We start from the raw sequence: 18,322 nt of genomic DNA on the forward strand, positions 1-18,322 counted from the left end.
TGAGCTGCGGTGATGTGGGGGGTGGGGGTGGGTGCGGACACAGGCTTGGCGTGATCATGAGGGTGTCGAATCCTTGCTCACGTCAGGAAGCCTGTGTCCGCAGTGTCAGTGTCTCCGATCGTTGCTGCTCTGGAAGGCCTGGAGGTCGGTCCTGACGCGGGGAGAGCCGCGCCGGTCGGTGAGGCGGCGGGGTTGTCGCTGGTGGAGGCCCTGTCGCGAGTGCCGGACCCGCGGAAACCACGCGGTGTCCGCCACGGTGTCCTCGCGGTGTTGCTACTGGGGGCGTGCGCGGTGTTGGCGGGGGCCCGGTCGTTCACCGCGATCGCCGAGTACGCCCATGACGTCGGCCGCGCCGTGCTGGACGTGCTCGGGGTGGGCGCGGTCGCTCCGCACGAGTCGACCATCCGCCGGGTCCTGCAACGGGTCGACGCCTCGGCGCTGGAGGCGGCGTTGCAGTCCTGGGTGTTGCCCCAGCTCAGCGCCCAGCCGGCGGCGGAGGGCACACCCCGGCGAGAACAGCGTCGCGTGCTGGCCTTGGACGGCAAGACCCTGCGCGGCGCCCGCGTCCGTGCCGCCGACGGCAGGGTCTGGCTCCCGCATCTGGTGTCGGTGCTCGACCAGACCAGCGGTGGCGTGCTCGGCCAGGTTCAGGTCGCAGAGAAGGGCAGCGAGATCACCGCGTTCACCGCGCTGCTCGACCCCCTCGACCTCGACGATGTACTGGTCACCGCGGACGCTCTGCACACCCAGCGAGCCCACGCCGACTACCTACACCGCCGCGGCGGGCACTACCTGATGACGATCAAAGCGAACCAGCCCACGCTGCTGGCACGGGTACGGGCGCTGCCCTGGACCCAGATCGGCGTCGCTGATCGTCAACGCGGGCGTGGGCACGGCCGCGTCGAGACCCGCACGATCAGCGTGGTCAGCCTGCACCCCTGTCCCGACCTGGGCGCAGAGTTCTTCCCCCACGCATCCCAGGCGATCAAGCTGGTGCGCCGGCGTCGCCCACTGCGGCCTGGCGGGAAGTGGAGAACCGAGACCGCCTACGCGATCACCAGCCTGACCAGCACCGACGCCGATCCAGGACTGCTCGCCCGCTGGATCCGTGGGCACTGGTCGATCGAGAATCGCCTGCACTGGGTCCGTGATGTCTGCTTCGACGAAGACCGCGCCACCGCCCACACCGGTCACGCCCCGCAGGTCATGTCGGCGTTGCGGAACCTCGCGATCACCGCGCTACGCCTGCACGGCGTCAGCAACATCGCCGCAGCACTCCGCCACCACGCCCGCGACCCCCATCGACCACTGACCACCTACAAGATCATCTAGCGACTTTGCCGGGGCCCTGGGTGTCACCCCCCACGACCGCAGCAGCGCGGCCGCCGCGACGTGGAACGCGAACAGGGCGGGCTGGGCGGTGCCGGTACGGGCGAGCCGCTCGGCGTCGTCGCCCCACACGATGTCGCGCAGCCCCGGGCGGAGGTGGCCCAGCACCTCGTCGAACGCCTCGGCGAAGGCGGGGAAGCGCCCGTACAGCTCCCGCCCCATCCCCGGACGCTGGGTGCCCTGGCCGGAGAACAGCACCGCGACCCGCCGCGGCACGGCCCGCCCACGCGCGACCTCACGCACCCCGGAGTCGGTGGCGAGCAGCACCGCGCGGTGCTCGAACCGGGACCGGCCGTGCACCAGCGCGTGCGCGACGTCGCCGCGCGGGAGCCCGCCTGCCACCGCCGTGATCCGGGCGACGTGGGCGTCGAGCGCCTCGGGGGTGGCGGCCGAGACGAACCACGCCTCCGTGCCCGCCGGCTCCCGCGCCGGGCCGGTCCCGCTGTCGGGGGCCTGCTCCAGCACGACGTGGGCGTTCGTACCGCTGATCCCGAACGCCGACACCGCGGCCCGGCGCGGACGGTCGCGGTCCGGCCACTTCTCGGTGGCGGTCACCAGCCGCACCGGCCCGGCCGCCCAGTCCACCGCGGACGACGGCGCGTCCACCCCGGGGGTCGCGGGCACGACCCCGTGCCGCATCGCCTGCACCATCGCGATCACCCCGGCGGCCCCGGCGGCGGCCTGGGTGTGGCCCAGGTTCGCCTTGACCGAGCCCAGCAGCAGCTCCTCCGACCGGTCGCCGTAGGCGACGCGCAGCGCCTCGGCCTCGATCGGGTCCCCCAGCGTGGTGCCGGTGCCGTGGGCCTGCACGACGTCGACGTCGTCCGGGCCGAGCCCGGCGGCGGCCAGCGCCGCGTCGATCACCCGCTGTTGGGACGGCCCGTTCGGGGCGGTCAGCCCGTTGGACGCGCCGTCGGAGTTCACCGCGGACCCCCGCAGCACCGCGAGGACCTCGTGGCCGTTGCGGAGGGCGTCGGACTGCCGCTCCAGCAGCAGCAGCCCGACCCCCTCCGACCACGCGGTGCCGTCCGCGGCCTCGGCGAACGGCTTGCACCGCCCGTCCGGGGCGAGCCCGCCCTGGCGGGTGAACTCGACGAAGCTGCCCGGCGTCGCCATCACGGTGACGCCGCCCGCGACGGCCAGGTCGCACTCCCCCGCCCGCAGGCTCTGCGCCGCGAGGTGCAGCGCCACCAGCGACGACGAGCACGCCGTGTCCACCGTGATCGCCGGCCCCTCCAGCCCGAGCTGGTAGGCGATCCGGCCGGAGACGACACTGCCCGCCGTACCGACGCCCCAGTGCGCCTCGGTGCCCTGCGGCGGACCGGCGTGCCCGCTGCCGTAGTCGTGGTACATCACCCCGGCGAACACACCGGTCCGGGTGCCGTGCAGCGAGTCCGGGGCGATCCCGGCACGTTCGAACAGCTCCCAGGCGCTCTCGAGGAGCAGCCGCTGCTGGGGATCGCTGGCCAGCGCCTCCCGCGGCGAGATGCCGAAGAAGGCGGCATCGAAGTCGGCGGCGCCGGACAGGAACCCGCCCTCCCGGGTCGCGCTCGCCCCACCGGCCAGCGCGGCGAGGTCCCAGCCCCGGTCGTCCGGGAACGGGCCCATCACGTGCCCGCCGGCGTCGAGGACCCGCCACAGGTCCTCCGGCGAGGCGATCCCACCCGGGTACCGGCAGGCCGTCCCGACCAGCACCACCGGGTCGTCGTCCGACGGCGGCCGCACCGGGAGCGCACGCCGTGACGGCGCCGTCTCGCCCAGGACCCCGGCCCGCAGGAACGCTGCCAGCGCCGCCGGGGTCGGGTGGTCGAAGGCGACCGCCGCGGACAGCTCCAGCCCGGTGGCCGCGGCCAGCCGGTCGCGCAGCTGCACCGCACCCACCGAGTTCAGGCCGGCCTCGCGGAACGCGCGCCCGTCCCGTGACGCCGGCACGTCGACGCCCAGCGTCCCGGCCAGCGCCGTGCGCACGATCGCGGTGAACGCCGCGGTGCGCCCGGCCTCGTCCAGCGGTTCCACCCGTGCGCGCAGGGCGTCGCGCACCGGGTCCGAGGGGCCCGCGGCCCCGACGGTCTCGAGCAGGCCGCGCAACAGCACCGGGACCGGCCCGGGTGTTCCCGTTCCGGTCGCCTCCAGCCGGACGACGACGGCGTCGGCGCGGGCGGGCAACGCCACGTCGGCCGCGGCGGCGACCTCCTCGACCGCGACGGCGCCCACCCCGGCCGCCGGCGGCACCTCCGGCTCCGGGTCGCCCCAGGCCAGGACGCAGCCGCCGAGACCGTCGCGGACCCGGGCCGCGGCGAGCGCGGACAGGAACGCCGCGGCCGCCGACTCCGCGCCGCACCCGGCCGAACCGAGCGCACCCCGCACGGTCCCGGTGAGGACCAGCGCCGGCGCCCGCGCGGCCGACCGGGAGGCACGGTCGCAGTGCAGCGCGCCCGCCAGCACCGCGTCGAGCTCGGCACCCCGTTCGCCGTCGGCGTGCACCAGCACGGTCACCGGCCGCGGTGCGGACGCCAGGGCGGCGGCGAGCGCGTCGGGGTCGGCCGGGTCGGTGTCGTGCACCGCGCAGGCCGCGCCGAGGTCGTCCAGCTCCCCGGCGAGCCGGGCGATCGCGGGGTCGCCGAGCCCGCCGGGCCCGCACAGCAGGACCTGGCCGAGGCGGTGGCCGCGGACCAGGTGACGGACCAGCGCCGCGGTGCGCGGGCCGGGTGCCCCGGCGACGGCGACCGCGCCTCGCGGGTCGGGGGCGGGGGCCGCCGTGCCACCGTCGGGCGGGCCGGCCGGGGCCAGCCGCGGGACCAGGGCGACCCCCTCGCGCAGCGCCAGCCGCGGCTCGGCGGTGCCGACGGCCAGGGCGAGCGCGTCGGCCGAGGCGGGCGTGCCGTCGGTGTCGAGCAGGACGAGCCGGTCGGGGTACTCGGCCTGCAGCGCGGCCAGCCCGCCCCACACGGCGGCGGCCGCCGGGTCGGGGACACCCGGGTCACCGCCGGGGTCGACCGCGCCGACGGTCACGGCCACGACCCGGCCGGGACCGGCGAGCAGTGCACGGCAACGCGCGTCGGCGTCGCGGGTCGCCGTCGCCACGGACGCCGCGTCGGGAACGCCACGACCACCCGCCGGGGGCACGACGGCGGCCAGCACGGTGATCTCCGGGTCCTCGGCGTCGCGGTCGACGCCGAGCGCGTCGAGCACCCCGGCGATGCCGTGCAGGTCGGCCGGCGCCCCGCCGGCTGCCGACCAGCGGCGCGGCAGCTCGCGCACCCCGGTGCGGGTGGACGGCAACGGCGTCCACGACGTCCGCAGCACCGTGCGGTGCCGGCCGCCCGCGGTGGCGCGCAGCCGGGCCGGGCCGTCGAGCAGCAGGTGCCGGGTGATCTTGCCCGACGAGGTGCGCGGCACCCGGTCGATCTCGAACAGCTCCTCGGGCACCTTGAACGCCGCCAGCCGCTCCCGGCACGCGGCGAGGGCGGCGTCGGGGTCGACACCACCGGGTCCGGCGACGACGAACGCGACGGGGACCTCGCCCTGCACCTCGTGCGGGCGGCCGGTGACGGCGGCGTCGGCCACGCCCGGCACGCCGAGCAGCACGTCCTCGATCTCGGCGGGGTGCACGTTCTCACCACTGCGGATGATCAGCTCGCGGGTGCGGCCGGTGATGGTGAGGTACCCGGCCTCGTCGAACCGGCCCAGGTCACCGGTCCGGTACCAGCCGCCGGGCATCGCCTCGGCGGTCGCGTCCGGGCGGCCGTGGTAGCCGACCATGAGGTTCGGTCCGCGGACCCACACCTCACCCTCCGCGCCGGCGTCGACGTCACGGCCGTCGTCGCCGACCAGGCGCAGTGCGATGCCGGGCACCGGCAGCCCGCACGACCCGTCGACGGTGGCCCCGGTCGGCCAGTTGACCGCCATCAGACCGCAGGTCTCCGTGCTGCCGTAGCCGTCGAGCAGCGGGGCCCCGAAGGTCTGCTCGAACGCGGTCCGCAGCGGGCCGGGGCAGATGGAGCCCGCGGTGAGGGCCCGGGTGAGGCCGTTCGGCACCCCGCCCGCGGCGCGGGCCTCGGCGACGAGCCGGTGGTACATCGCGGGGACCCCGGCCAGGAAGGTGTAGGAGCCCGCGCGCAGCTCGGCGAGGACGTCGTGCGGGTCGAAGGCCGCCATCAGCCGGGCCGTCGCGCCGACCGCGGTCACCCCGACCACGCACAGCACGTGGGCGAGGCTGTGGTGCAGCGGGAGCGGCCAGAGCACCCGGTCCCCCGCGGCCAGCCCGACGATCGGCGCGTAGCAGGCCGCCACCGACCACAGGCAGCTGCGCTGGGTGGACAGCACGCCCTTGGGGCTGCCGGTGGTGCCCGAGGTGTAGAGCATGAACGCGACGTCGTCGAGGTCCTGGTCGTCGCGGGCGGGCTGCGGGGGCTCGGTCCGGGCGAGGCGCTCGTAGCCGTGGACCCCCCGCGGCAACGGCCCGTCCCCGGTCACGAGCACCGTCACCGAGGACCGACCGGGCAGCAGGCCGAGCACCTGCTCCAGGTGGGCCGGGTCGGTGAGCACGACCCGGGCCCCGCTGTCGTCGAGGACGTGCGCGAGCTCGTCGGCGGACCCGGCCGGGTTGCAGGGCACCGCGACGCCGGACGCGCGCAGCACCGCCAGATAGCTCTCGACCACCTCGACCGCGTTGCCCTGCAGGATCACCGCCCGGTCGCCGGGATGCAGTCGCAGGGCCGCCAGGTGCCCGGCGAGCCGGCCCGTGCGCGCGTGCAGCTCGGCGTAGGTCACCGACCGGACCCGGTCGGCGAAGGCAACCGTGTCGCCCCGCTCCGAGGCGTGCCCGGCGACCAGCTCGTGCAGCGGCCGGATCAGCTCTGTGCGCAACATGCCGTCTCCCTGGGTCGAGATCCGGCGTGACGGTAGGTGCGACGGGACCGGCGAATCCTCAGTCCTGAACGGATTCCCCACCCCCTGCCCACCCCCTGGAACCCCCCTGTGACGTGTCCGGCCGGATCGACGCCACGGGATCGGACCTACCGTCGGGACGAGCGACGACCGCACGATTCCGCCGCGATGTCGCTGAGATGTCTCCGGGATTCGACGGCGATTCCACGGTGATTCCACGGCGATTCCGCCGAGGCTCCGCTGCCGTTCCTCCGCGACGCCGCCGCACTGTCCGACCCATTCACCGACGCGAACGGGAAGCCGACGTGACGCAGATCCAGTTCCAGCCCCGCACCGATCTCCCCCGACGCCCCGCCCCCGGCCGCGCCCCGGCCGCCGCGTTCGTCGACATCGCCGACGCCGACGCCTACTGCGCGACCCGCCCCGTGCTCGGCCGGATCGACTACGGCGACACCGCCACCGGCGCGTCGCTGACCGGGGGGCATCCCCGGCTCGGGCTCGGGATGGGCACCGGCACCGCGGATCTGCCCGCGTTCTCCGAGGTGTGGACGACCGAGGGCCCGGTCGAGACGGGCAGCACCGACGGGATCGTGTGGTCGCGCGACGACGAGTTCCTGCTCTGTGCCGGGCACATCGCCGAGGCCGACAGCTACGCGGAGGCGACCCGCTCGGCGTACACCACCGCGATCGACCTGATGCACGAGCTGGGCCACACCCGCTGCTTCCGGATGTGGAACTTCGTCAACCGGATCAACGAGGACAACGCCGACGGCCTGGAGGTCTACCGCGACTTCTGCCTCGGCCGTGCGCACGCCTTCCGCCGCAACGGGTTCCCCGACACCGAGGTCCCGGCCGCGACCGGCATCGGCGCCCGCGGCGACGGGATCATGTTCTACCTGCTGGCCAGCCGCAACGGGCACGGCACGCCGGCCGAGAACCCGCAGCAGGTCGCGGCCTACCGCTACCCGAAGCGGTACGGGCCGGAGGCGCCGAGGTTCGCCCGCGCGACCCGGCTGGTGCTGGACGGGCCCGGACCGGTGTACGTGTCGGGCACCGCGAGCATCACCGGGCACCTCACCCGGTTCCACGGCGACGTCGAGCGCCAGACCGGGCTCGCCCTGGAGAACATCGCTCGTGTGCTCGCCGCCTCCGGCCCGGCCGCCGGGGCCGTCCCCGACCTGTACGACCTCGACCTGGTCAAGGTGTACGTGCGACACGCGGACGACGTCCCGACGGTGCGCGCGATCGTCGAGGCCACCCTGTCCCCGCACGCCGAGGTGCGCTACCTCGTCGTGGACGTCTGCCGGGCCGACCTGCTGGTCGAGATCGAGGGCATCGCCCGCACCGTCGCCGGACCGCGGCCGTGACCCGGTCCGCCATCCCGGCCGCGCCGGCCGTGGCGGACCCCGCCGGGCCACCCGCCGCGCAGCAGCCCGACTGGGCGGGCCACCCGGGCCTCGGCCGCGCCGTGCGCAGGCTCGCCTCGACCCCGCCGCTGGTCGGCCCGGACGAGATCGCCCGGGCCCGGCGCGCGCTGGGCGAGGTCGCCGAGGGGCGGGCGGTGGTGCTGCAGGCGGGCGACTGCGCCGAGCGGCTCGACGAGTGCGGCGCCGGGCACAACGCCCGCCGGCTCGCCGAGCTCGACGCGCTCGCCGCGCTGCTCTCCGACCGCACCGGGCACCCGGTGCTGCGGATCGGGCGGATGGCCGGCCAGTACGCCAAGCCGCGGTCGTCGCCGGTGGAGGAGCACGACGGTGTCGTCCTGCCGGTCTACCGCGGGGACCTGGTGAACGCACCCGAGCCGGACGAGCGGGCCCGCAGGCCCGACCCGGACCGCCTGGTGCGTGCCCACCGGGCGGCGGCCACGGTGCTGGCCGGGGTCCGCGCGCACCCGTCGCGGTCCGGGACCGGGCCCTTCACCAGCCACGAGGCGCTGGTGCTCGACTACGAGCGACCCCAGGTGCGCCACGACCCGGTCAGCGGCGACGACCACCTCACCTCCACCCACCTGCCGTGGATCGGCGACCGCACCGCCGACCCCGGGCAGGCACACGTCGCGCTGCTCGCCCGGGTCGCCAACCCGGTCGCCTGCAAGGTCGGTCCCACCGCGACGCCGGACCGGCTGCGGCGGCTGTGCGCGCTCCTGGACCCGGACCGCTCCCCCGGCCGACTGACCCTCGTCTCCCGGATGGGCCGGGACCGGGTCCGGACGCTGCTCGCGCCGCTGGTCGCCGCGGTCCGCGACGCCGGCCACCCGGTGGTGTGGCTGTGCGACCCGATGCACGGCAACACCGTGCGGACGCCCGACGGGACGAAGACCCGGATGCTGGCCGACGTCGTCGCCGAGGTGCGCGCGTTCGGCGAGGTCCTCGCCGCGGCGGGGCTGCACGCCGGCGGGCTCCACCTGGAGACCGCCGCGACCCCGGTGACCGAGTGCGTCGGTGCCGACGTCCCCGGCCCCGGTGCGCTGGCGGCCCGCTACGAGTCGCCGTGCGATCCCCGGCTGAACCCGGCCCAGGCGCGCGCGGTGATCGCCGCCTGCTGAACGCGGGCGGTCTACGCCGACGCCGCTTCCGGTTCCGCGGCCGTTCCGGGTCCGAGGGACGCCGGCAGCGAGGTGCGGTCCCGCACGCCGAGCTTGCGGAACACCCGGGTCAGGTGCTGCTCGGCGGTGCTGGCGGTGATGTGCAGCCGCTGCGCGATCTCGCGGTTCGTCAGGCCCGCCGCTGCCAGCTCCGCCACCCGACGCTCGCCCGCGGTCAGCACCGCGGCCGTCCGCCCCGGCTCCGGATCGGGATCCGCGGTGCAGTGGGCGCGCAGCGTCGTGGCCAGCGCGTCGGCCCCGCAGTCGACGGCGAGGGTCAGCGCCTGCCGGGCGGTGGCCAGCGCGCGTCGGTGCCGGCGCGCTCCGGCGTGCACCCGGGCCAGGTCGGCGAGTGCCCGGGCGGTCCCGTAGCGGTCCCCGGCCGCCTCCAGCACGGCGACCGCCTCCTCCAGCACCTGCTCCCGGCCTGCGCTGCGACCCGCGGCGGCGAGCAGCCGCAGCGCCGTGCCGCGCTCCCCCGACGGGCCCGCGCCGGTCGCGGCGAGCTGTTCCTGGAGCAGCCGCCGGGCCTCGGAGCGGCCCTCGTCCCGCGGGGTGGTCCCACCCAGCCGGGCGGCGGCCGCTCCGGCCCGCCACGGCACGAGACCCGGCCGGTCCAGGCCCCAGCCGACCGCGAGCTCACCGCAGGACAGGAAGTCCGCGAGCGCGGCGTGCGCGTGGTCCGCGGCCAGGTGGTACTCCCCGCGGGCGAACAGGTAGTGCAGTCCGTAGCGGGTGCCGAACAGCGCGGGAGGCACCGGGCGGGCGAGCAGCGCGGCCGCGTCGCCGAGCCGGCCTGCGCGGGTGGCCGCGACGACCGCGGTGGCCAGCGGCACCCCGCAGGCCACGCCCCAGTCCCCCGGTCCGATCTCCAGCGCCGCCGACGCCGCCGCTCCCGCCGCCCCGAGCCGACCCAGCCGCAGCGCGGCCTCCGCGCCCGCCGCGCGGACCAGGGCCCGCCCGGGGCCCGGCGGTTCCTCGGCCGCGATCGCCGCGGCCCGCTCGCACGCGACGGCAGGCCGTCCCGCGTAGACCAGCACGAGCAGCAGCTCGAACGCCACCTCCGGCCACCAGCACGCGTGGTCCCGGGGCCGGACACGGACCAGCGCCTGCTCGGCGGTCGCCGCGGCCTCGGCCCGCCGGTCGCGGGTGCACACCGCGGCCAGCGCGTCGGCGACGGCCGTCCAGGCCGGGACGGCCGGGTCTCCCGGGACCGGCCCGGGCCGCGCGGACAGCGGAGCCGGGCCCGGGCCCGCCGATCCCGGATGGGTGCGGACCAGCCAGCCCTCGACGGCGCCGGTGTCCGGGCCCCCGACGGCCCGCAGCCGCGCCGCCACCGCACCGGCCTCGTCCGTGCGGCCGTGCCAGAGCAACCGACGCAGCAGCGGCGCCAGCTCGGGATCGGGCAGCTGCGCCACGGCCGCGGCCGGGCGGGTCAGCAACCGGTCCGCGAGGCCCGGTCCGGCCCGCCACTCGGCGCAGGTGGCGCAGGTGTCCGCGGCCAGGACGTCGGCGGGGCCGGCACCGGCGGCCGCGGTCACCGCGGCCCGGGCCAGCGTGCGGGCCGTGGCGGTGCGCCCGTCGCACAGCGCCTCGTCCGCGGCGCGGACCAGCACCCCGACCGCCCACGACGGCAGGGCCCCACCGGCCTCGGCCAGCCGCTCGGCGACGTCGGCGACCGGAGCGCCGCGGTCGTGCAGGCGTTCGGCGGCCCGCAGCCGCAGGGCCCGCAGCTCCGTGGGGGGCACACCGGCCAGGACCGCGTCGCGGACCCCGCCGGGCAGCTCGTCGCCGGTCAGCAGCCCGGCGGCGGCGAGCGCACAGGTCGCGGCCGACCGCCGCGGCTCGGCAGGGCCCGGTACCGCACCGGTCGCCGGCGGCGGCGCCGCGGTCCGGCGCCCGGTGACCGCGAGGGCGAGCGCGAGCCGCGACGCCCCCTCGGGCAGCCGTGCGAGCAGCACCTCGACCGCCCGGACCAGCGCCGGCCCCGGCACCGTCGTCCGCCCGGCCGCGTGGTCGGTGAGCAGTGCCGCGACCAGCCCCGGGTGCCCGCCGGTGGCCGCCAGCACGGCCTCCGGCCCCGGCCCCGGCCGGGCCCGGCAGACCTCGGCGACCGCGTCGGCGTCCAGCGGGCCGACGACGTGCTCCCGGGCCGCCGGGCAGCGCCGCAGGTCGTGGGCGAGCGCGGCACCGGGTGCGGCGACCAGCAGCAGGACCGGTCGCCCCGGACCGGTCCGGCGCGCGATCCAGCACAGCAGGCCCAGCGAGGCGTCGTCGGTCTCGCCCGCGTCGTCGACCGCCACCAGCACCGGCCCGGGTGGCAGCGCCGCGCCGAGCTCCTCCACCCGCAGCGCGCGGGCCGCCTGGTCCGGGCCCGGGTCGGGCAGCGGACGGCCGCACAGCTGGGCGGCGACACCGAAGGGCACCGGCCGCTCGGCCGCGGACGCCGTGGCCCGCAGCACCGTCGTCCCGGTCGCCGCGGCCCGCGCGGTGACGGCGTCGAGCAGTGCGGTACGCCCGCAGCCGGGTGGCCCGTCGAGCAGCGCGACCCCGCCGGTCCCGCGGCGCAGCAGGTCGAGCTGCTCGCCGAGGGCGGCCCACTGCGCGGTGCGGCCGGGCAGGACGGTGCTCACGACCACCGAGGCTAGGTCGTCGAAGACTGGCAATATCCCGGTTCCCGATCCGGTGCCATGGACGGCATGAACGCGACCCGCCCCGCGGTGCTGATGGTCGGGCTGCCGGAGAGCGGCCTGATCAACCCGATGCTCGTGCTCGCCGGGGAGCTGTCCCGACGCGACGTCGCCGACCTCTGGTTCGCCACCGACGACCACCGACGCGACGACGTCAAGGCGGCCGGCGCGGACGGTGGCGCCCCGGTGCGGTTCTGCGGCCTCGGGGAGGTCGTCGGCGAGCTGTCGTCGGTGACCTGGGACGACCGCACCTACCGGCGGGTGACCGGGCGGTCCCGGTTCCGGGCCCGCGCCGCGGTCATCCGGAAGACCTACGTGCCCGGAGCGCAGGCCGAGAAGTACCGCAGGCTGCTCGCGGTGGTGGACCGGGTGCGGCCGTCGCTGATGGTCGTCGAGAGCATGTGCCAGTACGGCGTCCAGGTCGCGATCACCCGCGGCATCCCGTTCGTGCTGAGCAACCCGTTCGTCCCCAGCAACCTGCTGACCTCGCTGGTGCCGTTCGGGCCGTCCTACACGCCGAAGGACTTCCCGGTGCCGCACTCGGGGCGCTCCGCGCACGCGGGGCCGCTGGGCCGGCTGGCCAACCGCTGGTTCCGGTGGCGGATGCTCGGGCTGTTCCTGTCCCCGGCCATGCGCCGTCGCAACGCCGAGGACGCCCGGATCGCCGCCGAGCTCGGCGTCGACCCCGCCTCGGCGGGCCAGTTCACCCGGACCGAGTCCGCGGCGATGGTCCTCAACTACTCGATCCCGGAGCTGGACTACCCGTTCGAGCTGCCCGCGGTGTTCCGGACCGTCGGCGCGATGATCCCGCCGCTGCCGCAGGAGCCCCCCGGTGAGCTGACCGACTGGCTGGACGCACAGACCTCGGTGCTCTACGCGGGCTTCGGCACCATCACCCGGCTCACCCGCCCCGAGGTCGCCACGATGGTGGAGCTCGCCCGCCGGCTGGAGGGCCGTCACCAGGTGCTGTGGAAGCTCCCCGCCGAGCAGCAGCACCTCCTCCCGGACACACTGCCGGCCTCCCTGCGGGTGGTGAGCTGGGTGCCGTCCCAGTTGGACGTGCTCGCGCACCCCTCGGTGCGGGCCTTCCTCTCGCACGGCGGCGGGAACGCCTACCACGAGAGCCTCTGGTTCGGGAAGCCGATGGTGGTCCGTCCACTGTGGGTGGACTGCCACGACCAGGCCGTACGGGCCGAGGACCTGGGCGTGGGGCTGTCGCTGCGCCGACCGCGCCGGTTCGGCATCGACGACCTCCAGAACGCGGTGACCCGGGTGCTGGAGGAGCCCGCGTTCGCCGAGAACGCCCGGCGGTTCGCCGCGCTGCAACGGGCGGCGGGCGGACGCGAGCGGGCCGCCGACCTGGTCACCGGGCTCCTCGGCGCCGGTCGAGCGGCCCCGTCCGTCCCCCAGCCCTGACCCTCCCCGGAGGAACCATGTCGACCACCGAGACCGATCCCGAGCTCGTCCCGTTCCTGATGCGCGGGCCGGGCAAACCCTTCCCGCCCCCGGAGTACGACGCGCTGCGTGGGCAGGGACCCGTCCGCGCCGCGCTGCCGGACGGGACGCCGGTCTGGCTGGTGACCCGGCACGCCGACGTCCGCGCCGTGCTCACCGACCGGCGGATCAGCTCGAACCCCGACCGGGAGGGCTTCCCCCGGCCGAACGCCAACGGCGGCGCGCCCTCGGCGACCGAGGTGCCCGGCTGGTTCGTGTCGCTGGACCCGCCCGAGCACGACCGGTTCCGGCGCGCCCTGATCCCGGAGTTCAGCGTGCGCCGGGTGCGCGAGATGCGCCCGGCGATCCAGCAGGTGGTCGACCGCGTCGTCGACGACCTGCTGGCCCGCGACGGCGAGGCCGACCTCGTCGCCGACTTCGCCCTGCCGGTCCCCTCCCTGGTGATCTCGGCGCTGCTCGGGGTGCCCGAGGTCGACCGGGACTTCTTCGAGTCGCGCACCCGGACCCTCGTCACGATCGGGTCCGCCGACGCCGACCGCGACACCGCCACCGAGCAGCTGCTCCGCTACCTGAACCGGCTGATCGCGATCCGGACCCGGCGCCCCGGCGAGGACGTGCTGAGCCGGCTGGTGACCGCCGGGGACTTCACCCCCGAGGAGCTGTCCGGGGTGGCGATGCTGTTGCTGATCGCCGGGCACGAGACCACCGCGAACAACATCGCGCTGGGTGCGGTGACGTTGCTGGCGCACCCCGAGTGGATCGGCGCCGACGGTCTGCCCGACGAGCTGCTGCGCCTGCACTCGGTCGCCGACATCGTCGCGCTGCGCGTCGCGGTGTCCGACGTCGAGATCGGGGGTCGGACCATCGCGGCCGGTGAGGGCATCGTCCCGCTGATCGCCGCGGCGAACCACGACCCCGAGGTCTTCGGCGAGTGCCCGGCACGCTTCGCCCCGTCGCGCGAGTCCCGCCAGCACGTCGCGTTCGGGTTCGGTGTGCACCAGTGCCTGGGCCAGAACCTGGTCCGGACCGAGATGGAGCTGGCCTACCGGACGCTGTTCGACCGGGTCCCGGGCCTGCGGCTCGGGGTGCCCGCCGAGGACCTCCCGATCAAGTACGACGGCGTGCTGTTCGGCCTGCACGCCCTGCCGGTGCGCTGGTGAGCCGCCCACGGGGAGAGGCCCCGCCCACGGACAGCACCGACCGCACCGACCACACGGACCGCACCGACGGGACGCGGGCCACGACCGCCGCGGGCGGCGCCGGCCGGATCGTCGTCGACGTCGACCGCTGCATCGGGGCCGCCCAGTGCGTGCTCTCCGCGCCCGAGATCTTCGACCAGGACGACGACGGCTTCGTGGTGGTCCTCGACGAGACCCCGCCCGCCGACCGGGCCGACCGGGTCGGTCTGGCGGCGCGCATCTGCCCGTCCGGGGCGATCCGACAGGTCCCCGACGCCGGACCGTCGTGAGGGGGCCGGCCCGCCGGCCGGAACGGACCTGACAGGGGTGCCCCGCCCGCGTTCCGCGGAACGCGGGCGGGGCATCCCTGTCGCCGGTCCGGGTATGTCGGACGTCGGTGTCGGTCGGCGCTGTCAGGCGTCCACGCGGCGAGCGGTCAGCAGCAGGTAGCCGAAGCCGTCGACCGCGGCCATCTCCGCGCACGGGTCCGGCCAGTCGGCCGCGCCCCCGGACCCGGCGGCCGCCCGCTGCTGGACCCGCGCCATCTCCAGGAACGTGCGCCGGGTGCTGTGCCGGCTGATGTCGCGGATCTCCTCGAAGGTCATCCCCGCGGCCCGCAGCAGCTCCGGGTAGTCCCCGGCCCGCGACAGCGACATCATCGAGCCCTCCAGCAGCATCCGCAGGGCCGGACGCTGCTCCGGCAGGATCGGCCCCCGCTCGAAGAAGTCGGTGAGGACCAGGCGCCCGCCCGGGCGCAGCACCCGGGCGGCCTCCGCTACCACCTCGGACCGGTCCGGTACGTGCATGATCGACTCGAGCGCGACGACGGCGTCGAACGACGCGTCCTCGAACGGGGTCCGGCGCGCGTCGGCCACCCGGAACCGCACGGCGTGGTCGGCGCCGGCGATCTCCGCGGCACGCCGGGCCTCGTCCACCTGGTCCCGGCTCAGCGTCACGCCCTCGACCGCGGCACCGGTCCGTGCGTGCAGCCGCAGGGCCGGGCCGCCGATCCCGCAGCCGAGGTCGAGCACCCGGGAGCCGGGCCCGACCGCCAGCCGCTCGATCACCATGTCGGTCAGCCGCAGCGAGGCCTCGGCGAGACCGAGCTCCTCCTGCGGCGACTCCCAGTACCCGAAGTGGAGCTGGTCGCCGAAGCCGAAGTTGCCGGCGTCGGTGTCGTCGTCGGCGTCGGTGCCGCGCTCGGCGCACTGCTCGCCGAACGCGTCGTAGAGGCGGCCGACCGCCTCGGCGGAATCGTCGTGTCGGCCGGTTCCCGTGTCCGTGTCGGTCATTGTCGCAAAGGTCCTCTCCGGGCGGTCCGGCGACCGGTGACACTCATCGCACGGATACGTCATTCCATCGGGTGACACTATTCGAGGGGCGTCTAGGGAATTATCCGGAAAATCTCCTCGATACGGTTTCCCGGCGGGTCGGGGCGCAGAATCGGAATATGCGTTCCCCCATCGGCCACATGAGGCTTATTCAGGCCCCGTGAAATAACGATCTAGCCCGGCGTGTCGGGTTGGGCGACAGCCCGTCCATCGCGAATATTGGTTTGCCGAATCAATCCGAGATGAACGGGCTGCCGCAGTATGTACTATACCACTGGTTTCCGGCGTGATGAAATTCAGGATCTTGTCGCTATAGTGAGGCTTATTCAGGCTCCGTCAGGTAAGTGTGTAGAAGATGAGTCCGATGACTGCCGAGATTGTCGTTTTAAATGTGGCGTAGGGCCGCCGGTAGTCTGTGTGGAGAACTTTCCACGTTTTGATATGGGCGATGACTCGTTCGATGGTGGCGCGTGTGTGGTTGAGGCTCTTGTTGAATGTTTTTTGCCAGTCGAGAAGTTCCCGGCCGGGTGGTTTTTTGAACGGGGTGAGCATGCCGCGCCCGATGTATCCTTTATCGCCGATCGGGGGGTATGTGGCGAGGTGGTCGAGGGCGCCGGATTGGTCGAGGCAATATAGGTCGTGTCGGGAGCCTGGGGTCGGGTCGGAGATCCACGACAGCTGCCCTTCCAGGGTGGCTGCGACCTGGACGACGACGCCGGTGGTGCGATGCTTGCCCGACCACAGACCCGGCACCGCGGCCCATGACCAGCAGGGCAGCAAGGTTCCATCGATGATGTACTGCCGATCGGCACGAAGCTCCTCTGCCGTCGGAACGACACTCCGCAGCGCCTGTGCCAGCAACGGTGTCACCCCCGTGATCGCTCGACTAACCGTCGACTGCGACACCCCATAGGTTTCCGCCAACTCCCACTGCACACGATTCCCGCGCAGATACGCCAACGTGATCACCACCGACCAGAACAATCCCAGAATCGGCGGCCAAGGCCGTCGCAGGCCAGTCGCGTTCCGCTGATCCTGCTCATGCACCAGAGCGGCAAGATCCTGAATCTCATCACGCCGAAAGCCAGTGGCATAGTACATACTGCGACAACCCGTTCATCTTGGATTGATTCGGCAAATTAATCTTCGCGATGGACGGGCTGTCGCCCAACCCGACACGCCGGGCTAGATCGTTATTTCACGGGCCCTGAATAAGCCTCAGTGTATGAGCAGGATCAGCGGGACGCGACGGAGGCACGTTTGTCTTGGCCGCCGGTTCTGGGGTTGTTCTGGTCGGTGGTGATCACGTTGGCGTATCTGCGCGGGAATCGTGTGCAGTGGGAGTTGGCGGAAACCTATGGGGTGTCGCAGTCGACGGTTAGTCGAGCGATCACGGGGGTGACACCGTTGCTGGCACAGGCGCTGCGGAGTGTCGTTCCGACGGCAGAGGAGCTTCGTGCCGATCGGCAGTACATCATCGATGGAACCTTGCTGCCCTGCTGGTCATGGGCCGCGGTGCCGGGTCTGTGGTCGGGCAAGCATCGCACCACCGGCGTCGTCGTCCAGGTCGCAGCCACCCTGGAAGGGCAGCTGTCGTGGATCTCCGACCCGACCCCAGGCTCCCGACACGACCTATATTGCCTCGACCAATCCGGCGCCCTCGACCACCTCGCCACATACCCCCCGATCGGCGATAAAGGATACATCGGGCGCGGCATGCTCACCCCGTTCAAAAAACCACCCGGCCGGGAACTTCTCGACTGGCAAAAAACATTCAACAAGAGCCTCAACCACACACGCGCCACCATCGAACGAGTCATCGCCCATATCAAAACGTGGAAAGTTCTCCACACAGACTACCGGCGGCCCTACGCCACATTTAAAACGACAATCTCGGCAGTCATCGGACTCATCTTCTACACACTTACCTGACGGAGCCTGAATAAGCCTCCATCCATCCCGATCCGGTCGGCTTCGAGGCGGACCGGCTGCGAGGGCGGCGCGCGATCGTGCTCGGCGCCTCCAGCGGCATCGGTGCCGCCGCCGTGCGGCGCTTCGCCCGTGAGGGTGCGTCCGTGGTGGCCGCGGCGCGCCGGCGCGACCGGCTCGAACAGGTCTGCGCCGAGGTCCGCGACGGACTACCCGCCTCGGCCGGACCGGTGCTCCCGATGCCCTGCGACGTGCAGGACGAGGAGTTGGTCGCGGCCCTCGTGGACGCCACGGTGGAGCGGCTCGGCGGCCTGGACACGGCGTTCAACGTCCAGGGCGTCGGCAACACCCCCGGCCCGCTGCACGAGGTCCCCACCGAGGAGTTCGACCAGGTCGTGGCGGTCAACCTGCGCGGCACGTTCCTGGCGATGAAGCACGAGATCCGCGCGATGCTGGCGGGCGAGGGCGGCAGCATCGTCAACACCTCCTCGGTCGCCGGCCTGGTCGGCACCCCGCAGCTGCCCGCCTACGGCGCGTCCAAGGCGGGGCTCGACGGGCTGACCCGCACCGCCGCGATCACCTATGCCGACCGGGGCATCCGGGTCAACGGCCTGGCACCCGGGGCGACGATGACCGAGATGCTCACCCCGTGGGTGACCAGCGACGCGATCCGCCAGAAGGTCGCCGAGACCGCGCCGCTGCCGTTCCTCGCCCTGCCCGACGACATGGCCAGGGTCGCGGTGTTCCTGCTGTCGGAGGAGGCGCGCTGGATCACCGGCACGGTGCTGCCGGTGGACGGCGGCGCCTCGGCCGACTGATCCGCGGCCCTGACCGGTGCCGCCACGGGCCGGGCGGCACCGGTCGGGGACGACACCT

12 protein-coding genes are annotated in these 18,322 nt (G+C 74.5%); 8 read left to right on the forward strand and 4 right to left on the reverse strand.

Translation table 11 applies throughout. The annotated features are described in order from the left end of the window. The first annotated feature begins 108 nt into the window (after nucleotides 1-108). Nucleotides 109-1,332: an ISAs1 family transposase gene (locus KPL59_RS02335; protein WP_226351754.1), complete on the forward strand. Its 1,224-nt coding sequence runs from the start codon at nucleotides 109-111 to the stop codon at nucleotides 1,330-1,332. Here the strand turns inward: KPL59_RS02335 and KPL59_RS02340 are convergent. Further along, a complete protein-coding gene (locus KPL59_RS02340; RefSeq protein WP_226359765.1) occupies nucleotides 1,240-6,261 on the reverse strand; it encodes a type I polyketide synthase in 5,022 nt (1,673 codons plus the stop codon). The genes KPL59_RS02335 and KPL59_RS02340 overlap by 93 nt on opposite strands. 323 nt (nucleotides 6,262-6,584) lie before the next feature. Between KPL59_RS02340 and KPL59_RS02345 the strand changes: the two genes are divergently transcribed. Then, on the forward strand, nucleotides 6,585-7,646 hold the full coding sequence (locus KPL59_RS02345) for an FkbO/Hyg5 family chorismatase (protein WP_226359766.1): 1,062 nt from the start codon (nucleotides 6,585-6,587) through the stop codon (nucleotides 7,644-7,646). Further along, nucleotides 7,643-8,824, forward strand: a complete 1,182-nt coding sequence (locus KPL59_RS02350) for a 3-deoxy-7-phosphoheptulonate synthase (protein ID WP_226359767.1) — start codon at nucleotides 7,643-7,645, stop codon at nucleotides 8,822-8,824. Before KPL59_RS02345 ends, KPL59_RS02350 begins: the two co-directional genes overlap by 4 nt. A gap of 11 nt (nucleotides 8,825-8,835) precedes the next feature. Here KPL59_RS02350 and KPL59_RS36480 read toward each other — a convergent pair whose 3' ends face one another. Then, nucleotides 8,836-11,496, reverse strand: coding sequence for a LuxR C-terminal-related transcriptional regulator (locus KPL59_RS36480; RefSeq protein WP_308187815.1), 2,661 nt, complete (start codon nucleotides 11,494-11,496; stop codon nucleotides 8,836-8,838). 66 nt (nucleotides 11,497-11,562) lie between these two features. Here KPL59_RS36480 and KPL59_RS02370 point away from each other — a divergent pair, with 66 nt between their 5' ends. From KPL59_RS02370 to KPL59_RS02380, 3 genes are read left to right on the forward strand one after another with little or no spacing between them, the layout of a single operon-like run. After that, a complete protein-coding gene (locus KPL59_RS02370) occupies nucleotides 11,563-12,969 on the forward strand; it encodes a glycosyltransferase (RefSeq protein ID WP_226359768.1) in 1,407 nt (468 codons plus the stop codon). Nucleotides 12,970-12,986: 17 nt separating this feature from the next. Continuing rightward, the gene (locus tag KPL59_RS02375; RefSeq protein ID WP_226352483.1) at nucleotides 12,987-14,168 is read left to right on the forward strand and encodes a cytochrome P450; all 1,182 of its coding nucleotides are present in this window, start codon (nucleotides 12,987-12,989) and stop codon (nucleotides 14,166-14,168) included. Continuing rightward, complete coding sequence (locus tag KPL59_RS02380) at nucleotides 14,165-14,476, forward strand: ferredoxin (protein WP_308187816.1); 312 nt, start codon at nucleotides 14,165-14,167, stop codon at nucleotides 14,474-14,476. The genes KPL59_RS02375 and KPL59_RS02380 overlap by 4 nt, the downstream gene beginning before the upstream one ends. A 123-nt stretch (nucleotides 14,477-14,599) precedes the next feature. Here the strand turns inward: KPL59_RS02380 and KPL59_RS02385 are convergent, their stop codons facing one another. Then, the gene (locus KPL59_RS02385) at nucleotides 14,600-15,478 is read right to left on the reverse strand and encodes a cyclopropane-fatty-acyl-phospholipid synthase family protein (RefSeq protein ID WP_226352484.1); all 879 of its coding nucleotides are present in this window, start codon (nucleotides 15,476-15,478) and stop codon (nucleotides 14,600-14,602) included. Between the two features lie 375 nt (nucleotides 15,479-15,853). Then, nucleotides 15,854-16,618: a transposase gene (locus tag KPL59_RS02390; protein WP_226359769.1), complete on the reverse strand. Its 765-nt coding sequence runs from the start codon at nucleotides 16,616-16,618 to the stop codon at nucleotides 15,854-15,856. Nucleotides 16,619-16,738: 120 nt separating this feature from the next. Between KPL59_RS02390 and KPL59_RS02395 the strand changes: the two genes are divergently transcribed. Both KPL59_RS02395 and KPL59_RS02400 read left to right on the forward strand, forming a co-directional pair. After that, a complete protein-coding gene (locus KPL59_RS02395; protein ID WP_226359770.1) occupies nucleotides 16,739-17,449 on the forward strand; it encodes a transposase in 711 nt (236 codons plus the stop codon). Nucleotides 17,450-17,505: 56 nt separating this feature from the next. Then, the gene (locus tag KPL59_RS02400) at nucleotides 17,506-18,264 is read left to right on the forward strand and encodes an SDR family NAD(P)-dependent oxidoreductase (protein ID WP_226359799.1); all 759 of its coding nucleotides are present in this window, start codon (nucleotides 17,506-17,508) and stop codon (nucleotides 18,262-18,264) included. The last annotated feature ends 58 nt before the right edge of the window (nucleotides 18,265-18,322 follow it).

Source organism: Pseudonocardia sp. ICBG1142, assembly GCF_020496255.1.
In the GTDB taxonomy this organism is placed as follows: Bacteria; Actinomycetota; Actinomycetes; order Mycobacteriales; family Pseudonocardiaceae; genus Pseudonocardia.